Source organism: Streptomyces antibioticus (genome assembly GCF_002019855.1).
Taxonomy (GTDB): domain Bacteria; phylum Actinomycetota; class Actinomycetes; order Streptomycetales; family Streptomycetaceae; genus Streptomyces; species Streptomyces antibioticus_B.
This window is the reverse complement of sequence record NZ_CM007717.1, coordinates 3,223,767-3,245,989: the sequence shown is the minus strand read 5'-3', so window position 1 is coordinate 3,245,989 and position 22,223 is coordinate 3,223,767. Positions and strand designations below refer to the sequence as shown.

Below are 22,223 nucleotides of genomic sequence, written 5' to 3'. Positions count from 1 at the left end.
CGTTCCGGCCCCCTGCCCCGTCACAGTCACACACGACGAGGGAATCCGAAGGACACAGGGGGTACGGAACATGAGGATCCATCGGACACGGCGTCTCCTCGCCCTGGCGGCGGCCACCGGGCTGCTGCTCACGGGCTGCGGATGGGGCGGATCGAGCACCGGCCACAGCAGCGCCGACCGCGCCGGAGACCACCGGGCACCGACCGCGCCCAGGGGCGGCACCGACGAGGACGGCACCTCCCGCGAGGCCGCCCCCGACCGGCTCTCCACCTTCGCCCTGGACGTCGACACCGCGTCCTACGGCTACGCCCGCCGCACCCTCGCCGACGGCGCGCTGCCCGACCCCTCGACGGTCCGCCCCGAGGAGTTCGTCAACAGCTTCCGCCAGGACTACGAGCGTCCCGACGGCGACGGCTTCTCGGTCACCGTCGACGGCGCCCGCACCGGCGACGACTGGTCCCTGGTCCGGGTCGGCCTCGCCACCCGCGCCGCCGAGAGCCGCGCCGAACGGCCGCCCGCCGCCCTCACGTTCGTCGTCGACGTCTCCGGCTCCATGGGCGACCCCGGCCGCCTCGACCTCGCCCGGTACGCCCTCGGCACGATGACCGACGGGCTGCGCGACGACGACTCGGTGGCGATCGTCACCTTCAGCGACCGGGCCGAGACCGTGCTGCCGATGACCCGCCTCGGCGAACGCCGCGGCCGGGTCCACGACGCCATCGACAGCCTGGAGCCGCTGTCCGCCACCAACCTCGGCGCCGGCGTCGAGAGGGGCTACGAGACCGCCGTCGAGGGGCTGCGCCGGGGCGCCACCAACCGGGTCGTGCTGGTCTCCGACGCGCTCGCCAACACCGGCGACACCGACGCCGACACGATCCTGGAGCGCATCGCCACCGCCCGCCGCGAGCACGGCATCACCCTCTTCGGCGTCGGCGTCGGCAGCGACTACGGCGACGCCCTGATGGAACGCCTCGCCGACAAGGGCGACGGCCACACCAGCTACGTCTCCACCGAGGAGGAGGCCCGCACCGTCTTCGGCGAGGAACTCCCGCGCAACGTCGAGCTGACCGCCCGCGACGCCAAGGCCCAGGTCGCCTTCGACCCCGAGACGGTCGCCGAGTTCCGCCTCATCGGCTACGACAACCGCCGCGTCGCCGACGACGACTTCCGTGACGACCGGGTCGACGGCGGCGAGGTCGGCCCCGGCCACACCGTCACCGCCCTCTACGCGGTGCGCACGAAGCCCGGCGCCGACGGTCACCTCGCGACCGCCACCGTCCGCTGGCTCGACCCCCGCACCCGCACCCCGCACGAGGCCACCGGCCAGATCGAGGCACGCGCCTTGCACGACCGGCTCGACGACGCGCCCACCCGCTTCCAGGTCGCCGCCGTCGCCGCCTATCTCGCCGACGCCCTGCGCGCCCCGGACCGCCCGCTGCCCGACGCCCCGTCCCTGAGCGCCCTGGGCGAACGCGCCGACACCCTGGCCGCGCGGACCGAGGACGACGACGTGCGCGACCTCGCCGAGGCGGTGCACTCCGCCGACGAGTACGCGAAAGGCGGGTCACCGGAGGACCGGTGACCCGCCTGGGCGGGGAAGGACGGCTCAGCCGTTGCCCGCGCCGTTGCCCGAGAGGGCCGAGATGTCGTCCAGGATGTGCGACAGCGGCTCGTCGCCCTTGGCCTGGGTGCTGTTCTCGACGCACTGCTGGTTCTGCGGGGAGGACAGGACGTTGATGTCCTGGACCGCGATCGCGGCGGCGCCGAGCAGCGAGCCGACGTTGGCCTTCAGAGGCAGGCCCACACACGGCTTGTTCAGCGAACCCTGCACCAGCGAGAGCTGCGGGCTCATGTCGCCGAACGTGGCCGAGTTGCCGAACGACTGGCTGGCGCCGTTGCCGCTCGCGGACGTGGTGCCGCTGTCGTCACCGATGGCCAGGGCCTGCGGAGCGGACGCGATCGCGACGCCGGCCAGGGAGGCGGCGACAGCCGCGGTTGCCCACAGCTTCTTCATGTTCTTTCCCTTCGAGAAGCGGGCTCCGGGGGAGGAGCTGCGTGCTGGTTAATACCTTGTGAGGGACGAAAGTTGCGGGCTGTGCCCCGTTCGGAGCAGCGCACCGGGCACGGGCCCTGTGCGCCCCTCACCTGCGCGGGGGCCGTCCACGCGGCACCGGCCCGTCCACGCGGCACCGGCCCGCACACGCGGCAGCGGGCCGCCGGAGAACCGGCGGCCCGCTGCACGGACGGACTCAGTGGTTGGCGGCGCCGTTGCCGGCGAGCACGGAGATGTCGTCCAGGATGTGCGACAGCGGCTCGTCGCCCTTGGCCTGCGTGGAGTTCTCCACACACTGCTGGTTCTGCGGGGAGGACAGGACGTTGACGTCCTGGACCGCGATCGGGATGAGACCGGCGGCGCTGCCGAGGTTGAGCTTGGCCGGCAGACCGATGCAGGGCTTGTTCAGGGAGCCCTGGATCAGGGCCATCTGCGGGCTCATGTTGCCGTAGGTGGCGGAGTTGCCGAACGCCTGGCTGGCGCCGTTGCCGCTCGCGGAGGTGGTGCCGGTGTCGTTGCCGATGGCCAGCGACGGGGCGGCGGCCGCAGCCATGGCACCGACGACGGATACGGCGACCGCGGCGCCGGCCCAAACCTTCTTGATCACGTTCAAGTCCCTTTCTGGAGAAACCCCGTCCACCGGAGCGCCCTGGTCAACTCTCCGCACCGTGTTTGGTTGTTCTTCTTCACTCCGATGGCCCATTCCGCGGCACCGTCCGCACGCCCTGAACTTCGATCGGGTGAAGCGCCGCAACCATTCCCGGTGCGCCCGGTTGAGTCGGGGGCAGGGACAGAGCCCCGGCGTCGGAGCCGGGGCAGGGAAAGGAAAAGCGAAATGCTGAAGAAGGCAATGGCCGCGGCGGCGGTCGCCGCTTCTGTCGTCGGTGTGTCGGCGGCGGCAGCCCCCCAGGCGCTTGCCATCGGGGACGACGCCGGTACCACCTCCGCGAGCGGCAACGGCGCGCAGTCGGCGTTCGGCAACTCCGTGACCAAGGGCGACATGAGCCCGCAGGCCTCGCTGGTGCAGAGCTCCGTCAACAAGCTCTGCCTGGGCGTTCCGGTCAAGGTCAACGCGGGCGGCCTGGTCGGCGTCCCGGTTCCGGTCGCGGTCCAGGACGTCAACGTGCTGGCCTCCCCGCAGAACCAGCAGTGCGCCGAGAACAGCACCCAGGCCAAGGGCGACGAGCCGCTGTCGCACATCCTGAGCGACATCTCCGCGCTCTCGGGCAACGGCCTCCAGAACGGCTGACACCTCCGCGCTCCCCGAACGGCCCGCATTCCGTGCGGGCCGTTCGGCTTTTCCGCCATGCGAGTTAATAGTGTGAATATATTTGAGTGAATTCCCTGGCGCAGCGTGGTGGGTGCTTCTCCCGGGCGGCTATCTCTGGTTCAGGCATGTCCGCAGAGAAGGGAAAATCATGAAGAAGAGCGCTGCTGTTGTCGCGGGTCTCGTGCTGGCCCTCGGTGGAGCCACTCCGGCCTTCGCCGACTCGGACGCCCACGGTGCCGCGGTCGGCAGCCCGGGCGTCCTGTCCGGCAACGTGGTTCAGATCCCCGTGGAGCTCCAGGCCAACGTGTGCGGCAACTCGATCAGCGTGATCGGTCTGCTGAACCCGGCCTTCGGCAACGTCTGCGTCAACGGCTGACGGCACGTCACACCGGCCGCAGGGCCGGATCCGGGCCGGCCTTGGAGAGCTTCCGCGCGTTCTGAGGCCGGCCCTTCCCACTTCTTCGAGCAGGAACAAGCAGGAAGACAACGAGATTGCGACAGACGCTGAGTAAGGGAATGGTCGTGGCCGCCGCCGCGGCCGGCATTCTGTCCCTGTGCGCCGGCGGTACCGCTTTCGCGGACTCGCACGCGGACGGGGCCACCAAGGGTTCGCCCGGAGTGGTGGCGGGCAACAACATCCACGTTCCGGTGCACCTGCCGGCGAACGTCTGCGGCAACTCGACCGACGTCGCCGCCGCGCTCGACGCCGCCTTCGGCAACCTCTGCGCCGACACCTCGGCCGCCCCCGCCGCCACGCCCACCCACAAGGTCCCGGCGCCGGCCAAGCAGCAGAAGGACGACGACGCGGGATACGGCAAGGACGACTCCGACAAGGGCGACTCCGACGAGGGCCCCGGCTACGGCGACGACCACACGACCCCGCCTCCGTACGGCGGGGACGACGACCACACCACGCCGCCGCCCTACGGTGGCGACGACGACCACACCAGCCCGCCCCCGTACGGCGGCGGCCACTCGACCCCGCCCCCCTACGGTGGCGGCCACTCGACCCCGCCGCCCTACGGTGGCGACGACCACTCCACGCCGCCTCCGTACGGCGGGGGTCACACGACTCCGCCTCCCTACGGCGGCGACGATGACGACCACACGACGCCGCCTCCGTACGGCGGGGACGACGACCACACCACGCCGCCGCCCTACGGTGGCGACGACGACCACACCACCCCGCCCCCGTACGGCGGGGACGACGACCACACGACCCCGCCGCCCTACGGCGGGGACGACGACGATCACTCCACCCCGCCCCCGCACCACAACGGCGACCACTCCGGCGGGGACCACCAGGGTGGGGGCAACGGCTGGGGTCACGACCGGCCGCAGCTCCCGAACACCGGTGGTGAGCGCCAGGCCCTGCTGGCGGCCTCCGGTGTCAGCGCCGTCCTGATCGCGGGCGGCGTCATCCTCTACCGGCGAGGCCGGTCCGCGACCCGTCGCTGACCGAGCCGGGTGCCGGGACGCCTCGCGCGCGCCCGGCACCCGCGCCCGCCGCCGGCAGCCCCTCCCGCAGCCGGCGGCCCACATGCGCGCACCACAGACGCCGCATCGCCCGCCCCGGCCCCGGGTCGTCGGCCGCGCCCCAGGCCAGCTCGCGGCCGTGCGGCCCCCGGCGCAGCGCGGCCAGCGGCGCGTAGTTCTCCACCACGAACACCCGCCCGGGCCGCGCCACCCCGGCGGACAGCGGACGGTGGGTCAGATCCAGGTGCTGCGCCCGTACGACGTCGAGTCCGGCCGTGTCCGTGAAGAGCCGGAACTGCGCGCCGGGCCGTGGGTTGAAGTCGAGCAGGTGGTAGTCGCCGGTCGTGCCGCAGCGGCGGAAGTCCAGGTCGAGGATGCCGCGGTAGCCGAGCCGCTCGGTGAGCCGTTCGGCGAGCGAGCGCACCCGGGCGTTCTCGGCCCACTCGCCCACCGCCGTCAGCCCGGCGCCGCGCGGCCAGGCGGAGAGCTTGCGGCCCGGACCGCCGGCCCGCAGGGTGCCGTGGCGGTCGGCGTACGCGTGGAAGAACCAGTCGCGGCCGGGTCCCGGCGGCAGGAACTCCTGGAGGAGCAGCCGGCTGTCGGCCTCCCCGGAACGCAAGTACAGCTCGCGCGCCTCCCGCGGTGACCGTACGACGGCGGTGCTGCGCAGTCCGCTCGCCGTCGGCAGCAGCCACGGCCGGCTCCACTTCGCCACCACCGGCAGTCCGAGCCGGTCCACGGCCGAGGCGGCCTGCGCGGCGCTGTCCGGGGCGAGCGTCACCGGGTGCGGCACGTCCGCCGCGGCGCACAGCGTGGCCAACTCGGCCTTGTCCGCGACCTGTTCGGAGACCGCAGCGGGTTGCCGCGGCAGCAGGTAGGCGGGGGCCAGTTCGGCGCGCAGTCCGCTCACCGCGAGCGCGCCCGCGTCGTCCATCGGGATCAGCACGGCCGGCCGTTCGATCCGCGCGGCCACCCGCAGCAGCACGGCGGCGACCTCCTCGGGTCCGGCGCCGGGCGGCGGCGGATGGTGCACCTGGCGGACGAACCGGGACGCGCGGACCGGGCTCCCGGCGGTGTCGGCGACCAGGTGCACGGCGACTCCGGCCCGGCCGAGCGAGCGCACGGCGCCCAGGGTTCCGTGGTGGAAGGGGTTGCGGTCGATCCGCAGCAGAACGGCGGGGACGCGGGCGTCGAGCGGCGACACGGGCAGGTCTCTCTTCGGTTCGTCAGATCGTCGGTTCGTCAGGTGATGAGGTGTCACCGGGTTGGGGGATCGGAGCACTCGAAAGCCGTAGTGGCGGTGGCGTGCGCCCTTTTTCTGTGACTTTCATATGACTTGAGTGACGAAAAAGGAGCTGGTATGGCCCCACAACAGCGACGCGGCCGGTTCCGGCGTTCGGCCGTCGTCGCGGCCGCGGTCGCGACGACCGCCGCCCTCGCGGCCGGTCCCGGATTCGCCGCGGCCACGGGACCGGCACGGGACGCCGACCCACCCGTCCCCGCCACGACCGCCGAGTCCCCGGCCACACGCCCCGCCTTCGGTGCCTACCTCGACTACGGTCCCCGGGGCGTGGCCCGGATCGCCCGGCTCAGTGCCTGGCTGGGCGGCGCCGACCTGCGGGTCGGCCACACCTATCTGCCCGGCGACCGCTGGCACAACATCGAGGGCCCGCCCGGCTTCCTCGACGTCTGGGCGGACTGGCGCGCCGAGCGGGAGGACCGGATGCTCGTCCTCAACGTGCCGATGCTGGAACGCAACGAGGAGGGCGTCCCCGACGACGAGGTGCGCGAACTGCTCCGGCAGGGCGCCGAGGGCCGGTTCGACCACCACTTCAAGGCGCTCGCCGAGCGGCTCGTCTCGCTGGAGGCGCCGGACACGGTGATCGTGCTCGGCTGGGAGATGAACGGCGTCACCTACACCCACCGCTGCGGCCCCGACCCCGAGGCGTGGAAGACGTACTGGAACCGGATCGTCACGACGATGCGGTCCGTGCCGGGCCAGAAGTTCAGGTTCGACTTCACCCCGTCGCGCGGCCTGGACGCCGTGCCGTGGACCGAGTGCTATCCCGGTGACGACACGGTCGACGTCATCGGCATGGACTCCTACGACCAGCCGGCCGGCCTCTCCTTCGACGAGCAGGTGACGGAACCGTACGGGCTCCAGGCGCACGTGGACTTCGCCCGGGCCCACGGCAAGCCCGTGTCGTATCCCGAATGGGGGCTCTTCCGCAACGGCGACAACCCCGAGTACATGCGGCGCATGCTCGCGTGGATGGACGAGCAGCGGCCGCTCTACAACACGCTGACCGACTACTGCCCGCACGGCGTCTGGCAGTGCGGGGAGAACCCGCGGGCGTCCGACGTCTACCGCACGGTCCTGTCCGGCCGCACCGACGGGCCGACGACCCCCGTGGAGCCCGCCGATGCCACGGCCCCCGCCGAGCCCGCGACCCCGGCCGAACCCCCGTCCTCCATGGAGTCCACGCCGCCCGTCGCTCCACCGGCCCCTCGCCCCTCCTCCACCTGTTCGCCGCTGGATCTCGGTCTCTGGGTGGAGCACTGGCTCGGCGGACGGCCGTGCGTGCCCGTCGAACGGCGGCCGCGCACCGGGTGAGCCGGGCGGTACGGCACACCGCGGTGGCGGCGGGCCCGCGTCAGGACCCGCCGCCACCGTCACGCTCCGTCCGGCGCTCCCAGCGCAGCCGCAGTTCCTTGCCGCCGCGCCGCGCGGCCACGTCGCAGAGCGCCGCCGACAGCAGCGGCGCAGTGCGGCGCCGGGCCAGCAGCAGCCGCTGGTTGACGACCGGCTCCGGCCGCCAGTGGTGCTTGTACGGTTCGTCGCCGCGCAGCAGGCTCAGCGCGGTCCGGCCGCCGTCCCGGGTGTGCTCGGCGCAGGCGTCGAGCAGCATCACCGCCACGTCCGCCTTGCGCTCCCGCAGCCGCGGATGGGCGCCGTACAGATAGCCGCCCGCGAGCCGCCGGGACAGCAGGGTGAGGTCGACGGCCACCACCTCGCCGTCGAGCCGGAACTCGGTGACCACCGCGTCCCCGGAGCGTGTCATCGGCCCGACCGAGCGCACCAGGTGCTCGTGGAAGCGGGGCCGCAGATGCTCGCCGGTCACCCCGCGGCCCTGCCACTGGAGCCGGTGCAGTTCCAGCAGCCGGCGCAGCGCCCCGTCCACCTCGCCGGGCGGCACCGTGCGGCGCTCCACCCCGAGCGCGGCCAGCTTGCGCTGTTTGGCGCGCACCCGCTGGGCCTTCGCGGACGGCAGCCGGCCCACCAGCTCCGCCATCGGCAGGGCGGGCAGCTCCAGGCACAGCGAGTCGTCCACCCGTCGGCGCGGTCCGGTCCAGCGGTCGTAGACCCGCTCCACCGCGCCGCCCGGCCGTACCTCGCGGAAGTCGATCACCGCGGTGCGGGCGGCGGCCGTGAGGCCCTCGGTGAGCGCGGCGACGGCCCGCTCGGCGTGCCCGTCGTCGACGAGCACGTCCGCGTAGTCGGAGATCGCCCCGCCGAGCGGCACCAGCGCGGGCACCGGACGGTGTACGGCGGTCAGGGGGGCGGCGGCGAGGAGTTCGCCGCCCTCGCGCACCAGCAGCAGCCGCAGCCGGCCGGGCCTGCCGTAGGACTGCCACCAGGAGTGCAGCCAGGCGTGGTGCTGGAACGGGGTGGCCGTCGCGCAGCGCCCGTACAGGCGGCCCCAGGCGGGGGCGAGGGCGGCGAAGTCCCTTTCGGTGCTGACGAGTTCGGTGACGAGACCGCCGCCGCCCCGTCCGGCGCCGCTCCCGATGCCGATGCCGCCGCCGGGCCGGGTGCGGTGTCCGGTGGCCCCGGCGTCCGGGGCCGCCGCCGGCTTCACAGCGCTCCGCGGACGTCCGCGGCCAGGGCGGGACCCGGCACGTTCGCGGCGGGGCGGCCCGCTGCCTCGCGCTCCCGCCGCGGCCGCACCAGCAGCGCGAGCCCGCCGAGGAGCCCGCCCGCGCTCGTCCCCACCAGCGCGGTGATCAGCGGGGAGGCGGAGGAGGGGTCGGTGGGGCGTACCGCGGGGGCGAACTCCTGGAGTTCGACGTTGGTGGACTTCTCGCTGGTCGCCGCGTGCCGGGTGAGCGCGGCCGAGACCGCGTTGGCCATGTCGGCGGCCAGGTCGGCCCGTTCGGAGGTGGCCGTGACGGCGACCATCGGGGCGTCCGGGGAGGTCGACGTGCGCACACTGCGCTGGAGGGTCCCCGCGGGCACCCCGGCCGCGTCCTGCGCGTCCCCGAGCACCGCGAGCTGCGTCGCGACCCGGCCGTACGCCTGCGCGAAGCCCAGCGCGGACGCCGGATCGGACCGTTCGGTGGGGACGGCGACGACATAGGCGGTGGCCGTGTAGACCGGCGGCTGGAGCGCGCCGTACGCGCCGCCGAGGACGCCCCCGGTGACGGCCCCGGCGGCCAGCAGGGACCAGGGCGGCAGTCGTCTGGCGCGGTGTGTGGCGGTGGCACGCCGAGAGTGTTCGGTCATGGGGAACTGACTCCCTTGGGTGTCGGGGAAGCGGCGGTCGGCAGGGGCTGTCCGGTGAGGGCGGCCGCGTAGACGTCCATGAGCCGGGCGGCGCTGCGGCTGACGGCGTAGTGGTGCGCGGCCTCGGGCGCGGTGCGCGCGGCCGGGGGTGCGGCGCGTGCCTCGGCCAGCGCGCGGGCGAACGCCCCGGCGCCGCCGCTCACTTGGCGCGCGAGCGGCGTGGGGTGGTGGTCGAGCGCGGGGCAGGAGGCGTGGCGCACGGGCAGTCCGGACGCCAGCGCCTCCACCACGGCCAGACCGAAGGTCTCGTCGGGGGACGGCGAGGCGAGCACGTCCATCGCGGCGAGGAGGGACGGCAGATCGGGGCCCGGGGTGCCGTCGGGGACGTAGGGGCGCTCGCCGGTCAGGATCACCCGGTCGGCGACCCCGGCCTCGCGGGCGGTGCGCCGCAGCGCGTCCTCCTCGGGGCCGCCGCCGACCAGCAACAGGTGGCAGTCGGAGGGGAGTTGCGCGAGGGCGCGGATCACGACCGCGAACCGCTTGCCGGGGACGAGGCGGCCGACGCCCCCGACGACGTACGCGTCCTCGGGCAGCCCGAGGGCCCGCCGGGTGCGATGGCGGGCGGCCGGGTCGAAGCGGAAGCGGTCCAGGTCGATGCCGTTGGGGACGACGCCGATACGCGCGTCCGGCACCCCCCAGGCGCGCAGCCGGGCGGCGACCGCGGGGGAGACGGCGACCGTGGCGCGGCCCAGCCGCTCGCCCGCCAGATACAGCGCGCGGACCCCGGCGGTCAGCCGCCTGCCCTCCAACTGCGTGTTGCCCAGGGAGTGTTCGGTCGCCACCACGGCCCGCACGCCCGCGAGCCGCGCGGCCAGCCGCCCGTACAGACAGGCCCGGTAGAGATGGGTGTGGACGAGGTCGTAGCCGCCGGAGCGGACGATGCCGGTCAGCCGGGGCAGCGCGGCGAGGTCCCGGTTGCCGCGCATGCCGAGGTGGATCACCCGGACGCCGTCCGCGGTCAGCCCGTCGGCCACCGGCCCCGGGTTCGTCAGCGTCACCACGTCGCATTCGGCGGGCAAGTGCCGTAGCAACAGCCGCAGTTGCTGCTCGGCGCCGCCGGTCCCGAGCCCGGTGATGATGTGCAGCGCCCGCACTACAGCCCCTCCACCGGACGCCGGCGCAGCCCGTGCAGCCGGTACTTGAGGAAGAGCCGGACCGCGCGGTCGTTCTGCCCGACATGGACGCGGGGGAGTGCGTGCGGGCCGTTCAGCGGGCCCGGGTCGATCGCGCAGGCGTAGTCGTATCCGGCGTCCCGTACGGCGGCCACGGCACGCGCGTCGACCGTCCCGTACGGGTAGCAGAACCCGGCGACGTCGGTGCCGAGGAGGCCGGCGAGGACGGTCCGGCTCTCGGCGGTCTCCGCCTTGAGGGTGAGGTCGTCGGCGCGGGTGAGGTCGGTGTGGGTGAGGCCGTGCGAGCCGATCTCGATGCCCTCGGCGGCGGCCCGCCGGACGCCGTCGGCGGTGAGCAGCGGTTTGCGCGGGCCCAGCGGGTCCCAGGCGTTGTCGCCGCCGAGCCGTCCCGGCAGCACGAACAGGGTGGCGGTGCAGCGGTGTTCGCGCAGGACGGGCAGGGCGCCGGTGACGAAGTCGGCGTACCCGTCGTCGAAGGTGAGACCGACCAGCCGTCGGCGGTCGGGCGCGGCGAGCAGTTCGGCCACCGACACGCCCCGCAGGCCGCGGCGGGCCAGCCAGGTGAGCTGGCGGTCCAGGCGTTCGGGGGTGACGGTGATGCGGTACGGGTCGTCGGAGCAGTCCCCCACGGAGTGGTACATCGCCACCCAGGGGACCCTGGCGTCAACGGGAACGGACATACGGCAGCCTTCGGGTCACGGAACCTGCGAAACGGAGTGCGTGAACGACACCTTGGGCGCCCAGGGCCCGGCCGGCCGCCAGGAACACGCCGGTCACGGTGAGTCCGCCGACGGCCAGACCGGCCGGCGGGCCGCCGTCGAACCGGGCGGCGACCAGGGCACCGGCGAGCGTCGCCGCGACGGCCGCCAGCACCGGCGCGGCCAACTCGCGCAGCACCGACGGGACATGGACCGGGACGCTGCGCGGGCCCATCCCGGCGAGCAGCACCAGGGCGGTGACGGTGATCCCGGCGGCGTTGGCGGCGGCGATCCCGTACACGCCCCAGGGGCCGACGGCCAGGGCGCCGGCGGCCGACGTCACCGCGATCCCGGTGGCCATCGCGCCCACCGGGTACCAGGCGCCGCGGCCCGCCGAGAAGTACGAGCGGGCCAGCACCCCGGTGAGCGTCTGGCCCAGCAGGCCGAGCGCGTACACCCGCATGACACCGGCCGTCGCCGCCGTGTCCTCGGTGGTGAACGCGCCCCGCTGGAAGAGGAGTTCGATGATCTGCGGGGCGCACGCCACGACCGCGGCGGTGCCCAGCAGCACGATGGACGCGGCCAGCGCGAGATCCCGCTCCACCCGGCCCTTGGCCCGCTCGACGTCCCCGTCGGCCAGCGCCCGCGCCACCACCGGGAAGGTGACCGTGCACACCATCACCGACAGGATCATCGGCATCTGGGCGACTTTCTGGGCGTAGTTGAGGTGCGAGATCGCCCCGGACGGCAGCGAGGACGCGAGGAACCGCTCGACGAGCACCTGCGACTGCCGGCACAGCGCGAACAGCAGCACGGTCGCGAGCAGGGCGGTGTCGAGAGGCCGAGCCTCTTCCTCGCCCCGCGCGCCGCTGTCGGCCTTCTTCCTCAACTGCCCCAACAGTGCGGGAAGTTGCACGACGACCATCAGGCATCCGCCGACCGCGACACCGGCTGCCGCCGCCCGCACCCCCCACTGCCCGCCGAGCACGAGCATCCCGGTGATGATGCCGATGTTGTAGGCCACGTAGATCGCCGCGGGCGCGAGGTACCGGCGGTGCGCGCGCAGGGCCGCGCTGCAGTATCCGGCGAGCCCGAAACTGACCACGCAGGTCGCGGTGATCCGGGTGCAGTCGACGGCGAGCGCGGGATCCGGCAGACCGGGCGCGAGCACCTCCACCACCTGCGGCGCGATCCCGGCGAGCAGCGCGCCGACCGCGACGAACGCCAACGCGAGCCGTGGCAGCGTCCCGGCGACCAGCGCGCGCACCGGGTCGCCGGGGACGCCCTGGGCCCGGCGGGCCAGCGCCATGCTGAACGCCGGGATCAGCGCGAACGCCAGCCCGTCCTCGATCAGCAGCGTGGCCGCGAACTCCGGCACGGTCCACGCCACCAGAAACGCGTCCGTATCACTCCCGGCCCCGAACAACCGAGCCAACGCCTGATCCCGCACCAGCCCCAACAACGCCCCGGCGACGGACAGCCCGGCGGTGACGAGAGCGGCCTTGGCGAGGAAGTTCCGGGAGGCGGGGGGAAGCTCACGAGGCGCGGACCGGCCGTCCTCGGCCGCCGGGGCCGGGACGGCCGGGGTGAAGCCCCCTCCAGCCCAGGCGGTCGGCCCACCCCCGCGGCCGAGCCCTGCGGCAGTCCCTTGGGCCGAGCCGGTCGGAGCGGTCGGGCCTTGACCGGGCACGGCCCCCGGAGGGGCTCCTGGGGTGGCCCCCGCCGCCTCCGCCCACGTGGCCCACCCCGTCGTGTCGGCCGTCGCCCCCGACAAGCCCCCCGGAGCCGCCCCCGGTGCGCTCTCCGCCACCGTGGCGGTCCGCGTGGTGTCCGTCAGAGAGGTCGCCGTCCCCGGTGGGGGCGTGTCGGCCGTGCGGGAACGGGGGACCGCCGGGAGGTGGTTCGTGTTCGGGGGGCGGGGTGGGGGTGCCGTCATCGGGTGTGGGCCTCCCTGGCGGTGTCCGCGGAAGGGACAGGGACCCGGCTGCCCACCAGGCCCCACCACGCCCCGACGCCGAGAAGGACGGCCGTCAGGACTGTCGAGGGGCCGCCGATGTCGGCGTAGGCGAAGTCGGTGAGTTGCCAGGTCAGGAGGCCGCAGGCGATGAGGGCGCAGTCCAGGCCGGGGCCCTCGCGGTGCACCGTCCACCAGCCGCGCAGGGCGCACACCAGGAGGGCCAGCCAGCCGCCCGCCAGGGCGAGCAGTCCGATCAGGCCCTGTTCGCCGAGGATCAGCAGGTACATGTTGTGCGGGGAGAGCAGCGGCTGCCGTACGAATCCGGAACCCGCGCCGTCGGTGTCGCTGCCGGAGGACAGTGCCAGCGCGGCGTGCGCGTCCCGGTGTTCGGGGAAGCCCTTCAGCCCGACCCCGGTCAGCGGCTGCTCCCGCCACATGCCGACCGCGGCCGCCCACATCGTGTACCGGTCGGTGACCGACTGGTCGGGCGCGTCGGTGACCTGCGTGATGCTGCCGACCCGCTCCTGGAGCATCGCCGAGCCGACCCCGAACCCGCCGACCAGGACGACCCCGGCCGCGACCGCCGCCGCGCCCACCTTCAGCGCCCGCAGCGGCCCCGCCAGCACCAGTTGGAGCGAGCAGGCGACCGCCGTGGCGATCCAGGCACCCCGGCTGAAGGACAGCGCGAGCGGCACCAGCAGGGCGAGCGCCGCCGCGGCCGCGACCGCCCGCCGCCGCGCGGAGGTCCGCCCGAGGGCGAGCCCCACCGCGCAGACCAGCCCGAAGGACACCACCGTCGCCATGCCCATCACGTCCTGCGGCCCGAACGTGCCGACCGCGCGGATCGTCTCCCCCTGGTAGGAGGCGCCGGTCCCGGTGACGAACTGGTGCACCCCGACCGCCCCCTGCCACCCGGCGAGCCCCACGAACGTCCACGCCAGCAGCCGTAGATCCGAGCGGCCCCGGATCAGCAGCAGCACGGCCGCCGGGACCAGCACGAACACCTGGAGATAGCGGCCCAGACCGCCGAGGCCCGCCCCCGGCGAGGACGCCCCGAGCGCCGCCAGCGCGAGCCCGGCGACCGGCAGCCCCAGCACCACGGCGGCCGTACGGGACAGCGGGCGCCGCCGCTCCCGCAGCAGCCGTACCGCGCAGAACAGCACCACGAGCGCGGACAGCGCGTCGGCCGGTCCCGCGCCGCCCTCGCCGCCGGGGGCGACGGGCAGGGCGAGCGCCGCGACCACGGCGGCGACCGGCAGCACCGGCGACAGCCCCCGGGCGGACGGCACGGGCAGGGCGAGGGTCATCGGTCGGATCAGCTCCCGGTCGGCCGTACGAGGGAGGCCGCGGTCCGCAGCAGGATGCAGACGTCCTGCCACAGCGACCAGTTGTCGATGTACGCGTTGTCGAAGCGGGCCCGGTCCTCGATGGAGGTGTCACCGCGCAGCCCCTGCACCTGGGCGAGGCCGGTGATCCCGGTCCGCATCCGGTGCCGGGCTGCGTATCCGGGATACGTCTGGCTGAACTGGCCGACGAAGAACGAACGTTCGGGACGCGGCCCGACCAGGCTCATGTCGCCCCGCAGCACGTTCCAGAGCTGGAGCAGCTCGTCCAGCGAGGTGGTCCGCAGGAAACGGCAGAAGGGGCTCATCCGCACCTCGCCCGCCACGCTCCAGCGGGTCGCCGACTCGTGCTCGTCGGCCGGACGGTGGGTGCGGAACTTCAGCAGCGTGAAGGGCCGCCCGTCCTTGCCGATCCGCTCCTGCCGGAAGACCACCCCGGGACCCTCGGTCAGCCGCAGCACCGCCGCGCACACCGCGAGGAGCGGCCCGGTCAGCAGCAGCAGCGCCCCCGCGACCGTGACGTCCAGCAGCCGTTTGCCGAAGCTGCCGCGCCGCCCGGGCACCGGGTCGAGCCGACGGCAGGCGAACCCGGCGAGCTGCTCCCGGCTCGCGTACGACGGACTGTCCGCGTCGACCTCCCACACCGTGCAGCCCGACGCGGCCAGCGCCCGCAGCAGCGGCCCCTGCACGGTACGGACGGCCGGGTGGACGCACAGCACGTCCAGGACGCCGTTCTGGATCAGGGCCCGCTGCACCTCCTGGCCGCTGGTCAGCACCGGCAGCCCGCCGGGACCGTCCGGCCGCTCGGCCACCACGCCCACCGGCATCACCCCGCACCGCGGATGGCGCAGCACCGCCGCCGCCACCCGCTGCGCGGTCGCCGCCGGACCGATGACGAGCGCGGCGCGCGGATGCCGCAGCAGCGCCCGCCGTCGGCGCAGATGGACCAGCGCCCGCCCGGTACAGGCGGCCGCCGTCTGCGCCGCGAAGCCGAACAGCAGGGTGCGGGCGGCGAGCGCGTGCGCCGGCTGCCAGGCGGCGGCGAGCGCGCCGAGCGCCAGCCAGACCACGGCGATCCGGGCGCACAGGGCGGGCAGTTCGTCCAGGACACCGGTCACCGCGCCCGGACGGCCCGGGCGCAGCAGTAACGACATCGCCATGAGCGGCACCACCAGCGGCGGGTGCTGGCCGGCCGAGAGCAGCGCGGCCGCGCCCGCGAGCCCCGCCGCGCCGTCGGCGAGCAGCAGCGGCACGGGCGAGACGGTGCGCGCCGGGGGACGCCGGGCGGGATACCGGAACCCGGCGCCCGTCGCGCGCCGCGGGATGACGGAGACGGGCGAGTGACCGGCCTGCGTGCCGGGGGAGGGCACCATGCTTTCCGCAGTCACGGGTGGAGGGACTCCCTGCGCTCGGAGGGCACGACCCGCGCGGCCGGTACCCGGCCGAGCAGGTCGCGGTAGAGGTCCAGGACCGCCTCGGCCGTGCGCCGCACGTCGTGCGCGGACAGGAGGTGACGGCGCCCCCGGCCGCCGAGCGAGGCCCGCAGCGCCGGGTCCGCCAGCAGCGCGCCGACCGCCCCGGCCAGCGCCGCAGGATCGTCCGCGGGCACCAGGCAGTGCGGCGCGAGATCCGCGGGCAGGCTCTCCCGGGCGCCGTCCACCTCGCTCATCACCACGGCCCGTCCGCAGGCCAGCGCCTCCAGCGGGGCCAGCGCCATGCCCTCCCAGCGCGAGGGCAGCACCACCAGATCGGCGGCCCGGTACCAGGGCGCCGCGTCCTCGACCCCGCCGGCGAACACCACCGACTCCGGCGACTGGGCGCGCAGCGCGGCCCCGTCGGGACCGTCGCCCACCAGCACCAGACGAGCCCCGGGCACCCGCCGTACGACGTCCGGCCAGGCCCGCAGCAGGACGTCCTGCCCCTTCTGCCGGCACAGCCGCCCCACGCACACCACCAGCGGCGCGGCCGGGTCGAGGCCGGGCAGCAGCGCGGCCCGCTCGGGCCCGGCGGGGCCCGGACGGAACCGCTCGGTGTCGACGCCGTTGGGGACGACGCTCCACCGGCCGCCGATCCCGGCACGCTCCCCGGTGGCCCGCTCCGCCTCGCTCACGCAGACCACCCGGTCGGCCCAGCGCGCCCCGAACCGCTCCCAGTTCCGGGCGAGGGCGGCCATGGTCCCGCCGACCGCCTCGAAGGACCAGGCGTGCGGCTGGAACACCGTCGGGATCCGCCCGCGCACCGCGAGCCGCCCGGCCAGCCCGGCCTTCGCGCTGTGCGCGTGCACCAGCGCCGGCCGGACCTCGCGGACCAGCCGGGCGAGCCGCCGCACCTCGCCGGGCAGGGCGGGACCGGGGGACCGGGTCGCCTCCCAGCGCCGTACGTCCGCGCCCAGGGCGCGCAGCGTGCCGGTGAGGGCGCTGTCGGGGCAGGCCACGGTGACGCGCAGTCCGGCGGCGAGCTGGGCCCGCGCCAGGTCCGTCACGACACGGGCGACCCCGCCGTCCACGGGCTGGGTGAGGTGCAGGACTCTCGGTACGAAGGGCTCTGGCTGGTGCATGGCGCGGTTCCCTCGCTCACGGTGACGCTCGGCGCGGACGGGTGTGCGCCTCCGCCTCCTTCGTCCGTGTGTCGACGGCGACGAAGAGCGCCCGGCCCACGCGTCCCGGTGCGAACGAGCCAAAAGGCCCGCTGGTCACCGCCGTGCCGCAAACCCGCTCCGTGATCGAACACGCGGCGGTGCCGGCCGGGGGTGTCGGCGTACGCCGGTTCACGCGCCGCCCGCCCGCCCCCGGCCCGTTGACCGGTGGGTTCAGCGGATCGTCAGATGGATGGACCGGCCCGGGGCGCCCGTGCCGCGCCCGTGGCCGGTCGAGCGGGTGCGCGAACCACCCGAACGGCCCGGGGCCGACCCGGCGGCGGAACCTTTCGCCCGGCACCGCGGCGGCACGTCCCGCCCGGCCGCGCATCACTCAAATGGCGGCACAACCCCCGGCGGCGCCACGCGTTGACACAGCGCCGGGCTTCACCGCCCGGATGTTCGTGTCACCTCCCCGCCACACCCCCCAAGGAGCACCTCTCCATGTCCCGTATCGCGAAGGGCCTGGTCCTGACCTCCGTTGCCGCCGCGGCCGTAGCCGGCGCCTCCGGCATCGCCGCCGCCGACAGTGGCGCGAACGGCGTCGCCGAGCACTCCCCGGGCGTGCTGTCGGGCAACGCCATCCAGGTCCCGGTCCACGTCCCGGTCAACCTCTGCGGCAACACGGTCAACGTGATCGCCCTGCTGAACCCCGCCTTCGGCAACACCTGCGTCAACGACTGACGTCACGACGCCTTCCGGTGCGACGGCCGCTCCCCGACCCGGGGGCGGCCGTTTCGCTGTGCCCGCATCGGGGAGCCGAACGGGGGTTTCCGCGGGCGGCGGGGATCGTTAGGCACGGCGTCAGACGCCCCCGTGGTGACTTGAGTTGCCGAGTCGCCGAAGAAAGGAACCCGATGAAGTCCCTGAAGGCCGCCGCTGCCGTTGCCGGTTCCGTCGTCCTCGCCGGCACCGCCGCGCCCGCGTTCGCCGCCCACGACACCGCCGCGCTGACGCCCACCAGCCTCAACGGCGCCGTGAACACGCTCACCTCGGCCCAGCTCCAGCCCGCCGACGTGATGCCGCTCCAGCAGCAGTCCAACGCGCTCGACACCGAGAGCAAGGGTTCCGCGCTCAACACCGTCAACGGCGCGACCAAGGCGCTCAACCAGAGCGCCCCCCAGCTCCTCGGCGGGCTGCCCCTCCAGGGCTGAGCGGCCGAAGCGGGAGCGGCTGAAGGCCGAGCGGCCCGCCGCCGTACCGAAGGGCCGGTTCCGCACCGTACGGAACCGGCCCTTCGGCGTCCCCCGGGGCCTGTTCGACGCCCGTCCCTCGTTCGTGTGGAGCACCCGCGCGCCGTCCTCCGCACGGGTGAGAAGGCGCGGATCGGGCCGCCGGGGCGCCGATAGGGTCGCGCGGTGACCTCAACCCCCAGCGCAACCCGCCCCTTCCGCGTGACCGACCTGGGCACCCTCGTCGTGATGCCGTGGAGCGGCGAGACTCCCGACGGCGCCGACATGCCCTACCTCCTCGCCTACTCCCTCGGCGACGCGGCCGACGGCGGCGCGGAGACGACGGCCGCGGCCGTCGAGCGCCTCCTCACCGACAACGGCCTGCCCGTCGGCGGCGACCTCGTGGACGGCACCGAGCGGCCGAGCCTGCCGGTGACCCTGCTCGTCCAGGGCGGCCAGGCCGTCCTGAACATGCCGAACCTGAACGCCCAGTGCGTGCCGCCGCCCGAGTGGCTCGACGCCGTCGCCGAACGCGGCTACGCCTACCTCGTCTTCACCACGCGCGCGTGGCCCGAGGCCGTCCCCGGACGGCCCGTCGAGGCCGAGGCGCTGGCCGCGTTCGCGGGCGCCGAGGAGACCCTCACCGCGGCGGCCCACGTCGTGCTGCCCGCCCGCAGCCTGCGCGGCTGACCATGACGACGAGGACGGCGGGGGCCGGCCGCGGCTACGCCCTGCTGCTCGTCCTCACCGGCGCGGCCGGGCTGCTGGCCTCCTGGGTCATCACCCTCGACAAGTTCAAGCTGCTGGAGGACCCCGGCTTCACCCCCGGATGCAGCCTGAACCCCGTCGTCTCCTGCGGCAGCGTCATGACGAGCGACCAGGCCTCGGCGTTCGGGTTCCCCAACCCGATGCTGGGCCTGGTGGCCTACGGCATCGTCGTCTGCGTCGGCGTCGGTCTGCTGGCCGGTGCCGCCTTCCCGCGCTGGTACTGGCTGACCTTCACCGCGGGCTGTCTCTTCGGCGTCGGCTTCGTCTCCTGGCTCCAGTTCGAGTCGCTGTACCGGATCAACGCGCTCTGTCTGTGGTGCTGTCTGGCCTGGGTCGCCACGATCCTGCTGTTCTGGTACACGCTCGCCTTCGACGTGGGGCACGGCTTCCTCCCGGCACCGGCCCCCGTCAGGACGTTCCTCGCCGAGTTCGCCTGGGTGCCGCCGGTGCTGCACATCGGGGTCGTCGGGATGCTGATCCTGACGCGCTGGTGGGATTTCTGGACGAGCTGACCATCCCCTTGTCCGACGATTGCCGCGTTCGGGGGATTCTTGAACTGAAGCCGTTTTCCGGCTCGTTACCCGGTACGACACACCGCCCTCCCCTCCGGAACTGCGCCGGAGGAACCCTGCCGAAAGGGCCCGTACCCCAGATGAAGCCGACCACCCGAGGAACCCTCGCCGCCGTGCTGACCTGCCTGGCGACCGCCGCCGGTGCCGCCGCCGCGACCCCCGCCGCCGCGGTCGGCACGGTCCCCGTCCCCCTCCCGCTGGACGGCGTCGAGAACTCCCTCGACGTGGAACTGCCCCGGGTCGGCGGCGAGATCCCGCTGCCGACCCCCGGCGCCCCCGCGGGCCCCCGGTACGTCGAGGGCCGGCTGCTCCCGGACCAGACCGTCCCGCAGCTCCCTCTCGGCGCCGGACTGCCCGGCCTCGGTCTGCGCGCGCCCCTGCCCGAGATCCTCGGCGGCGACGCCGACCACGTCGACCTGTCCGCACCCGCCTCGGACCTGCGCACCCTCGGCCCCGGCCTGGCCCTGGACGCCCCGCTCACCGCCCCCGACCCCGGCAACTTCGGCCTCCCGGCCCCGAAGCTCCCCCAGGCCGGTGTGATCACCCCGGTCCTCCAGGCGGTCCCCGGCGCGAACCTCGGCACCGGACAGGGGCGGTAGCACCGCGCCGCGCGGGAGGGCCCGGCGGGCCGTTCGGGGGCCTCGTGGTGACCCGGCGGGGTGCTCGGCGGTTACCGGTACGGACATCCGCACCGGAAGAGGAGCACACCCATGGCCGCAAGCGCCGACGGCGTACCCGCACCCGCGGTGACGGCGGGACCGTCGAGACCCAGGAGCAGGCGGGACCTGCTGCGCGGGATGCTCGCCCCCGCCGCCGCCCTCGCACTCACCCCGGTGGTCGCCGCCGCCTGGCCCACCGACCCCGGGAACGGCCAGGACGGTCCGGAGGGCGCGGGCGGCGCACCCGGCGGCCCCGGCACCCGGTTCGACGAGATGTACCGCGGCCGCCGCATCCAGGGCGTCCTCGCCGGCCCCGCCCCCGGCGACCGCGCGGTCGCCGCCGACCCCCGCTGGCAGGTCACGGTCGACGGCCGCCCGCTGCACCTGATGCGCCGCGCCGACGGCACCTGGCTGAGCATGGTCGACCACTACCGCTCGTACCCCACCCCCCTGGAGGCGGCCCGCGCCGCCGTCGACGAGCTGGGCCCCGGCGAGCAACTGCGCGACACCGCGCACGGCCACGGCGGCACGCACCAGGGAGGACACCGTGGTCTACACGCGTAAGGACGTCACCACCCTCACCGCCACCGAGCGGCGCCGCTTCGTCAACGCGCTCCTGGAGATCAAACGCCGGGGCGTCTACGACGAGTTCGTGCGCATGCACATCAACTACTACGTGTCCGACGGCGAGGGCGGCCTGCGGACGGCCCACATGGCGCCCTCCTTCCTGCCCTGGCACCGCCGGTTCCTGCTGGACCTGGAGAACGCGCTGCGCCGCGTCGACTCCTCGGTGACCGTGCCGTACTGGGACTGGACCCGCGCCCGCTCGAAGACCGCCGCGCCTTGGACGAAGGACCTCCTCGGCGGCAACGGACGCGCCTCCGACCGCCAGGTGACGACCGGCCCCTTCGCCTACTCCACCGGCAACTGGACCCTGAAGGAGAACATCACCGACGGCCGCTTCCTCACCCGGGACCTCGGCCGCGCCGCCGCCCCGATCGAGCTGCCGCTCAAGAGCGACGTGGAATGGGCGCTCAGCGACCCGGTCTACGACGTCTCGCCCTGGGACTCGACGTCCACCAAGGGCTTCCGCAACAAGCTGGAGGGCTGGGGGACCGGGCGGGGCAGCACCGCCTGGCGCACCCACAACCGGGTGCACCGGTGGGTCGGCGGCGAGATGCTCGGCGGCGCCTCCGTCAACGACCCCGTGTTCTGGCTGCACCACGCGTACATCGACCTGGTGTGGACCCGCTGGCAGCAGCGCCACCGCGAACACCGCTACCTGCCCGCCGAACCGCCGGGGCCGGGCAGCAGGCAGCACCGCCGGGTGGTGGCCCGTAAGGAGAAGCTGCCGCCGTGGAACCTCACCCCGGACCAGTTGGAGGACATGAGCGGCGTCTACCGGTACGCGTGAGACGGACCCGTGGACGCGGGAGAGCCCCGGCGCTCGAGGTGCCGGGGCTCTCCTGGGGGTGCCGCGTACGGACGGACGGTGCGTCAGCCGCCGTAGCCGTAGCCGCCGTTGTGCTTGTCGCCCTTGTCGTGGCTCTTGTGGCCGTGGTCGCTGACGTTGGCGCAGGTGTTGCCGAACGCCGGGTTCAGCAGACCGACCACGTTGACGGTGTTGCCGCAGATGTTGACCGGCACGTGGACCGGAACCTGGACGACGTTGCCCGACAGCACACCCGGCGAGCCCACGGCCGCGCCCTGCGCACCCGCGTCCGCCATGGCCAGGCCGGCACCACTGACCACCACGGCGCCGGTGCCGAGGGCGACAGCGGCCACCTTCGCGATGCGAGACATCACGTTCTCCTTAGTGACTCGGTTCGCGCGGCGGCAAGGGGTGCCGCCGCACTCCCCGTTCAACGCCCCCGCCCGGAGCGGGTCACGGCACGTCCGTACGGATCACCCTTTTTGAACAGG

At 74.5% G+C, this 22,223-nt stretch carries 24 protein-coding genes; 12 read left to right on the top strand and 12 right to left on the bottom strand.

The genetic code is table 11. From position 1 onward, the window contains the following. The first annotated feature begins 70 nt into the window (after window positions 1-70). Complete coding sequence (locus tag AFM16_RS14360; RefSeq protein ID WP_078633543.1) at window positions 71-1,582, top strand: vWA domain-containing protein; 1,512 nt, start codon at window positions 71-73, stop codon at window positions 1,580-1,582. A 24-nt stretch (window positions 1,583-1,606) separates the two neighbouring features. Here the strand turns inward: AFM16_RS14360 and AFM16_RS14355 are convergent, their stop codons facing one another. Then, window positions 1,607-2,014 carry a rodlin gene (locus AFM16_RS14355; protein WP_030779775.1) on the bottom strand — a complete coding sequence of 136 codons (408 nt, stop codon included), beginning with the start codon at window positions 2,012-2,014 and terminating at the stop codon, window positions 1,607-1,609. A 235-nt stretch (window positions 2,015-2,249) separates the two neighbouring features. Next, window positions 2,250-2,660, bottom strand: coding sequence for a rodlin (locus AFM16_RS14350; protein ID WP_030779772.1), 411 nt, complete (start codon window positions 2,658-2,660; stop codon window positions 2,250-2,252). 231 nt (window positions 2,661-2,891) lie between these two features. Here AFM16_RS14350 and AFM16_RS14345 point away from each other — a divergent pair, with 231 nt between their 5' ends. The 3 genes from AFM16_RS14345 (at window position 2,892) to AFM16_RS40470 (ending at window position 4,781) form a co-directional block, all read left to right on the top strand. Beyond that, a complete protein-coding gene (locus AFM16_RS14345) occupies window positions 2,892-3,302 on the top strand; it encodes a rodlin (RefSeq protein WP_037874542.1) in 411 nt (136 codons plus the stop codon). A 169-nt stretch (window positions 3,303-3,471) separates the two neighbouring features. Then, window positions 3,472-3,699, top strand: coding sequence for a chaplin (locus tag AFM16_RS14340; protein WP_030779768.1), 228 nt, complete (start codon window positions 3,472-3,474; stop codon window positions 3,697-3,699). Window positions 3,700-3,839: 140 nt separating this feature from the next. Then, a complete protein-coding gene (locus AFM16_RS40470) occupies window positions 3,840-4,781 on the top strand; it encodes a chaplin family protein (RefSeq protein WP_179123373.1) in 942 nt (313 codons plus the stop codon). Here AFM16_RS40470 and AFM16_RS14330 read toward each other — a convergent pair. Then, window positions 4,741-6,003 (bottom strand): carboxylate--amine ligase, encoded by a 1,263-nt coding sequence (locus AFM16_RS14330; RefSeq protein ID WP_256861298.1) that lies wholly within the window; start codon window positions 6,001-6,003, stop codon window positions 4,741-4,743. The genes AFM16_RS40470 and AFM16_RS14330 overlap by 41 nt on opposite strands. A gap of 156 nt (window positions 6,004-6,159) precedes the next feature. On the opposite strand from AFM16_RS14330, the gene AFM16_RS14325 reads away from it, so the two are divergent. Then, the gene (locus AFM16_RS14325; RefSeq protein ID WP_078633541.1) at window positions 6,160-7,413 is read left to right on the top strand and encodes a glycoside hydrolase family 26 protein; all 1,254 of its coding nucleotides are present in this window, start codon (window positions 6,160-6,162) and stop codon (window positions 7,411-7,413) included. Between the two features lie 40 nt (window positions 7,414-7,453). On the opposite strand, the gene AFM16_RS14320 is transcribed toward AFM16_RS14325, so the two are convergent. The 8 genes from AFM16_RS14320 to AFM16_RS14285 all read right to left on the bottom strand — a co-directional run bounded on the left by AFM16_RS14320 (window position 7,454) and on the right by AFM16_RS14285 (window position 17,051). Then, on the bottom strand, window positions 7,454-8,590 hold the full coding sequence (locus AFM16_RS14320) for a GNAT family N-acetyltransferase (protein ID WP_078636947.1): 1,137 nt from the start codon (window positions 8,588-8,590) through the stop codon (window positions 7,454-7,456). Between the two features lie 65 nt (window positions 8,591-8,655). Next, entirely contained in the window at window positions 8,656-9,303 is a 648-nt protein-coding gene (locus AFM16_RS14315) for a YveK family protein (protein WP_078633540.1), read from the bottom strand. Beyond that, complete coding sequence (locus tag AFM16_RS14310; protein ID WP_078633539.1) at window positions 9,300-10,457, bottom strand: glycosyltransferase; 1,158 nt, start codon at window positions 10,455-10,457, stop codon at window positions 9,300-9,302. The genes AFM16_RS14315 and AFM16_RS14310 overlap by 4 nt, the downstream gene beginning before the upstream one ends. After that, the gene (locus AFM16_RS14305) at window positions 10,457-11,176 is read right to left on the bottom strand and encodes a polysaccharide deacetylase family protein (RefSeq protein ID WP_078633538.1); all 720 of its coding nucleotides are present in this window, start codon (window positions 11,174-11,176) and stop codon (window positions 10,457-10,459) included. Before AFM16_RS14305 ends, AFM16_RS14310 begins: the two co-directional genes overlap by 1 nt. Beyond that, complete coding sequence (locus AFM16_RS14300) at window positions 11,160-12,968, bottom strand: lipid II flippase MurJ (RefSeq protein ID WP_431523086.1); 1,809 nt, start codon at window positions 12,966-12,968, stop codon at window positions 11,160-11,162. The genes AFM16_RS14305 and AFM16_RS14300 overlap by 17 nt, the downstream gene beginning before the upstream one ends. A gap of 158 nt (window positions 12,969-13,126) precedes the next feature. Further along, window positions 13,127-14,458: an O-antigen ligase family protein gene (locus AFM16_RS14295; RefSeq protein ID WP_078633536.1), complete on the bottom strand. Its 1,332-nt coding sequence runs from the start codon at window positions 14,456-14,458 to the stop codon at window positions 13,127-13,129. 8 nt (window positions 14,459-14,466) lie between these two features. Next, window positions 14,467-15,882 carry an exopolysaccharide biosynthesis polyprenyl glycosylphosphotransferase gene (locus AFM16_RS14290; RefSeq protein WP_030779746.1) on the bottom strand — a complete coding sequence of 472 codons (1,416 nt, stop codon included), beginning with the start codon at window positions 15,880-15,882 and terminating at the stop codon, window positions 14,467-14,469. After that, a complete protein-coding gene (locus AFM16_RS14285; protein ID WP_030779744.1) occupies window positions 15,879-17,051 on the bottom strand; it encodes a glycosyltransferase in 1,173 nt (390 codons plus the stop codon). The genes AFM16_RS14290 and AFM16_RS14285 overlap by 4 nt, the downstream gene beginning before the upstream one ends. 522 nt (window positions 17,052-17,573) lie before the next feature. On the opposite strand from AFM16_RS14285, the gene AFM16_RS14280 reads away from it, so the two are divergent. The 7 genes from AFM16_RS14280 to AFM16_RS14250 all read left to right on the top strand — a co-directional run bounded on the left by AFM16_RS14280 (window position 17,574) and on the right by AFM16_RS14250 (window position 21,714). After that, complete coding sequence (locus AFM16_RS14280) at window positions 17,574-17,813, top strand: chaplin (protein WP_030779740.1); 240 nt, start codon at window positions 17,574-17,576, stop codon at window positions 17,811-17,813. A gap of 173 nt (window positions 17,814-17,986) precedes the next feature. Continuing rightward, entirely contained in the window at window positions 17,987-18,283 is a 297-nt protein-coding gene (locus AFM16_RS14275) for a hypothetical protein (protein WP_030779737.1), read from the top strand. 204 nt (window positions 18,284-18,487) lie between these two features. Next, window positions 18,488-18,991 (top strand): DUF5949 family protein, encoded by a 504-nt coding sequence (locus tag AFM16_RS14270; RefSeq protein ID WP_030779724.1) that lies wholly within the window; start codon window positions 18,488-18,490, stop codon window positions 18,989-18,991. Window positions 18,992-18,993: 2 nt separating this feature from the next. Continuing rightward, complete coding sequence (locus tag AFM16_RS14265) at window positions 18,994-19,581, top strand: vitamin K epoxide reductase family protein (protein WP_078633535.1); 588 nt, start codon at window positions 18,994-18,996, stop codon at window positions 19,579-19,581. A 140-nt stretch (window positions 19,582-19,721) separates the two neighbouring features. Beyond that, complete coding sequence (locus AFM16_RS14260; protein ID WP_030779718.1) at window positions 19,722-20,240, top strand: hypothetical protein; 519 nt, start codon at window positions 19,722-19,724, stop codon at window positions 20,238-20,240. A 111-nt stretch (window positions 20,241-20,351) separates the two neighbouring features. Beyond that, a complete protein-coding gene (locus AFM16_RS14255; protein ID WP_030779715.1) occupies window positions 20,352-20,864 on the top strand; it encodes a tyrosinase family oxidase copper chaperone in 513 nt (170 codons plus the stop codon). After that, window positions 20,848-21,714 (top strand): tyrosinase family protein, encoded by an 867-nt coding sequence (locus AFM16_RS14250; protein WP_030779712.1) that lies wholly within the window; start codon window positions 20,848-20,850, stop codon window positions 21,712-21,714. The genes AFM16_RS14255 and AFM16_RS14250 overlap by 17 nt, the downstream gene beginning before the upstream one ends. A gap of 83 nt (window positions 21,715-21,797) precedes the next feature. Here the strand turns inward: AFM16_RS14250 and AFM16_RS14245 are convergent, their stop codons facing one another. Further along, the gene (locus AFM16_RS14245) at window positions 21,798-22,103 is read right to left on the bottom strand and encodes a chaplin (RefSeq protein ID WP_030779711.1); all 306 of its coding nucleotides are present in this window, start codon (window positions 22,101-22,103) and stop codon (window positions 21,798-21,800) included. Between the last annotated feature and the right edge of the window lie 120 nt (window positions 22,104-22,223).